Here is a 3,326-nt window from a genome sequence, read left to right as displayed (position 1 = left end):
CGGGGGGATGTGCCGAATGTCATGCGGGGCTTTGACTGTTTCGTGCTTCCCTCTCAGGCGGAAGGAATTTCCAACACCATCCTCGAAGCCATGGCGGGCGGTTTGCCGGTGGTGGCCACGGCGGTTGGTGGTAATGGCGAGCTTGTAGATGATGGTGTGACCGGCACGCTGGTGCCGCCCCAAGATCCAGATCTGCTGGCCGATGCGCTGGAGCGTTACGTGTCCAGTCCGGCGCTGGGGGTCGAGCAGGGCAGGGCAGGGCGCAGGCGTGTCGAGGCGTGCTTCAGCCTCGATGGCATGGTGGCGCAGTACGCGGGTTTGTATCAATCCCTGTCGGGACTTTCAAATTGACTTGCCCGGGCAAGGCGACGGAATAAAGGTTAGGAACTATGTGCGGCATTGCCGGACTTTTCGATACACGAGCGAAACAGATGTTCCCGCGCGAGCTCATGCAGCGCATGAACGACATCCAGCTTCACCGGGGCCCGGACGAGAGTGGCTATCATTTTGAGCCGGGGCTTGCCCTCGCGCACCGCCGCCTTTCCATCATCGACATCTCCAGCGGGCAGCAGCCGCTGTTCAATGAAGACGAGTCGGTGGTGGTGGTGTTCAACGGGGAGATCTACAACTTCCAGGAGCTGATCCCCGAGCTCACTGCCCTGGGCCACCGCTTTCATACCCGCAGTGACACCGAGGTGATCGTGCATGCCTGGGAGTCTTGGGGCGAGGCCTGTGTCCAGCGCTTTCGCGGCATGTTTGCCTTTGCCCTGTGGGACCGCAATCGCCAAACCTTCTTCATGGCGCGCGACCGGATGGGCGTCAAGCCCATGTATTACGCGATCCTGAACGATGGCACTCTGATGTTCGGCTCCGAGCTCAAGGTGCTGATGCAGCACCCCGGGCTCGACCGCAGCATGGACCCCCTGGCGGTCGAAGAATACTTCGCCCTCGGTTATGTGGCCGAACCGCGTACCATCTTTGCGGGTGCCCGCAAGCTCGAACCGGGTTTCTCCCTGACCATCCGTCATGGCCAGCCCGTGCCCCAGCCCAAGCCCTACTGGGATGTGCGCTTCACCCTCGACAACAAGATGTCCCTGGCGGACGCCCAGGCCGAGATGGTCGAGCGTCTGCGGGAGTCGGTGCGACTGCGCATGGTGGCCGAAGTCCCCCTGGGGGCCTTCCTGTCGGGCGGTGTGGATTCCAGCGCCGTGGTGGCAACCATGGCCGGTCTGTCGGACGAGCCGGTCAACACCTGCTCGATTGCCTTCGATGACCCGGCTTTCAATGAATCGGCCTTTGCCCAGATGGTGGCCGACCGTTACAAGACCAACCATCGGGTCGAGATGGTCCAGTCCGATGACTTCGACCTCATCGACACCCTGGCAGCTCTTTATGACGAGCCCTATGCCGACAGTTCGGCCATCCCGACCTACCGGGTGTGCCAGCTGGCTCGCAAGCACGTTACGGTGGCCCTGTCGGGTGACGGCGGCGACGAGAACATGGGTGGTTACCGCCGCTATCGCTTCCACATGATGGAAGAGAAGATGCGCAGCGGCCTGCCCCACGCCGTGCGCAAGCCGGTATTTGGCCTGCTCGGCCAGCTTTATCCCAAGGCCGACTGGGCGCCCCGCATGTTCCGCGCCAAGACGACCTTCCAAGCGCTGGCCCGTGATTCGGTGCAGGCCTATTTCCATTCCGTCTCCATCCTGCGGGACGACATGCGGCGTCAGCTTTTCTCGCCCTCGTTCCGCAAGCAGCTGGGGGGCTACAACGCTCTGGAAGTCTTCCGGCGCCATGCCGCCAATGCGGGCACCGACGATGCCTTGGCACTTGTCCAGTACCTGGATATCAAGACCTACCTGGTGGGCGACATCAACACCAAGGTCGACCGGGCCAGCATGGCCCATTCCCTTGAGGTGCGTGAGCCCCTGATGGATCACCCGCTCGTCGAGTGGCTCGCCAGCCTGCCCACCCATCTCAAGATCAAGGGGCAGGAAGGCAAGTACATCTTCAAGAAGGCCATGGAGCCGATGCTCCCGAACGATGTGCTGTATCGCCCCAAGATGGGCTTTGCCGTGCCCCTGGCCCGCTGGTTCCGCGGCCCCCTCAAGGAGCGGGTGCAGAAGGCGCTGTTTGGCGATGTCCTGCGCGAAACCGGGCTGTTCAACGAGAAGTATCTGCGTCACGTCGTAGAGGCCCACCAGTCCGGTGCCCGCGATTACAGCTCCACGATCTGGACCATCCTGATGTTTGAAGCCTTTGTCCGCAACAGCATGAAGAACGCCATGCCCATCCAGGGCGGGAGGGCGGCATGACTCGCATCCTCCATATTCTCGATCACTCCTTGCCGCTGCATAGCGGCTACACTTTCCGCACGGCATCCATCCTCAAGCAGCAGCGCCTGCGTGGCTGGGAGACCTTTCACCTGACCACCCCAAAACAGGGGCCGGGCAATGGTGGCTCGGATCAGGCCGAGGGCTGGGAGTTTCACCGTACGCCGAATCGGGGTGATGAGGGCCTGATCGGTCAGATGCGCCTGACGGCCAAGCGCCTTGATGAGCTTGTGCGTGAGCTGCGTCCCGATGTGCTGCATGCCCATTCTCCCGTGCTCAACGCTCTGCCGGCCCTGCGCGTGGGCAAGCAGCACCGCATCCCCGTTGTCTATGAGGTACGGGCATTTTGGGAGGACGCGGCGGTTGACCACGGCACCACCACCGAAGGCAGCCTGCGCTACCGCGCGACCCGCGCCATGGAAACCTATGCCCTGCGGCGCGCCGACCAGGTCACCACCATCTGTGAAGGCCTGCGCAAGGACATCGCCGAGCGAGGCATCTCCATGGACAAGATCACGGTGATTCCCAATGCCGTTGATGTGGACTCCTTCCAGCTGCGCGGCGATGCCGATCCGGTCTTGCGCAAACGTCTCGGCCTCGAAGACAAGACGGTAGTCGGGTTTGTCGGGTCGTTCTACGGGTACGAGGGTCTGGATCTTCTGGTGGCGGCGTCGGCGCGCCTGCTTAAGCAACGCTCCGACCTGCGGGTGCTGTTGGTGGGCGGGGGGCCCCAGGAGGACAATCTCAAGGCGCAGGTCGCCACGCTTGGCATTGCCGACAAGGTTGTGTTTACCGGGCGCGTGCCCCATGCCGAAGTGCAGGATTACTATGACCTGATTGATGTGCTGGCCTATCCGCGCATCCCCATCCGTCTGACCGAACTCGTCACCCCTCTCAAACCTCTTGAGGCCATGGCCCAGGGGCGCATGTTCGTTGCGTCCGATGTGGGGGGGCACAAGGAGCTCGTGCGTCACGGGGAGACCGGTTTCCTGT

At 62.6% G+C, this 3,326-nt stretch carries 3 protein-coding genes; all 3 read left to right on the top strand.

Going from position 1 to position 3,326, the window contains the following annotated elements; all coding sequences use genetic code 11:
- Positions 1-351 (top strand): glycosyltransferase (locus tag PHI64_RS23470; protein WP_299888836.1); only part of this gene is annotated, 351 nt, incomplete at its 5' end.
- A gap of 38 nt (positions 352-389) precedes the next feature.
- Entirely contained in the window at positions 390-2,315 is a 1,926-nt protein-coding gene (locus tag PHI64_RS23465) for an XrtA/PEP-CTERM system amidotransferase (RefSeq protein ID WP_299888833.1), read from the top strand.
- Positions 2,312-3,326, top strand: a 1,015-nt coding sequence (locus PHI64_RS23460; RefSeq protein ID WP_299888828.1) for a TIGR04063 family PEP-CTERM/XrtA system glycosyltransferase, incomplete at its 3' end; no start/stop codon positions are given. The genes PHI64_RS23465 and PHI64_RS23460, both read left to right, overlap by 4 nt.

Source organism: Zoogloea sp. (assembly GCF_028689785.1).
Lineage (GTDB): Bacteria > Pseudomonadota > Gammaproteobacteria > Burkholderiales > Rhodocyclaceae > Zoogloea.
This window is presented reverse-complemented; position numbering and strand designations above follow the sequence as displayed.

What these genes read in the sequence shown, in the direction of transcription:
- PHI64_RS23465 (WP_299888833.1), top strand. Translation starts at nt 390, where the DNA reads ATGTGCGGCATTGCCGGACTTTTCGATACACGAGCGAAACAGATGTTC.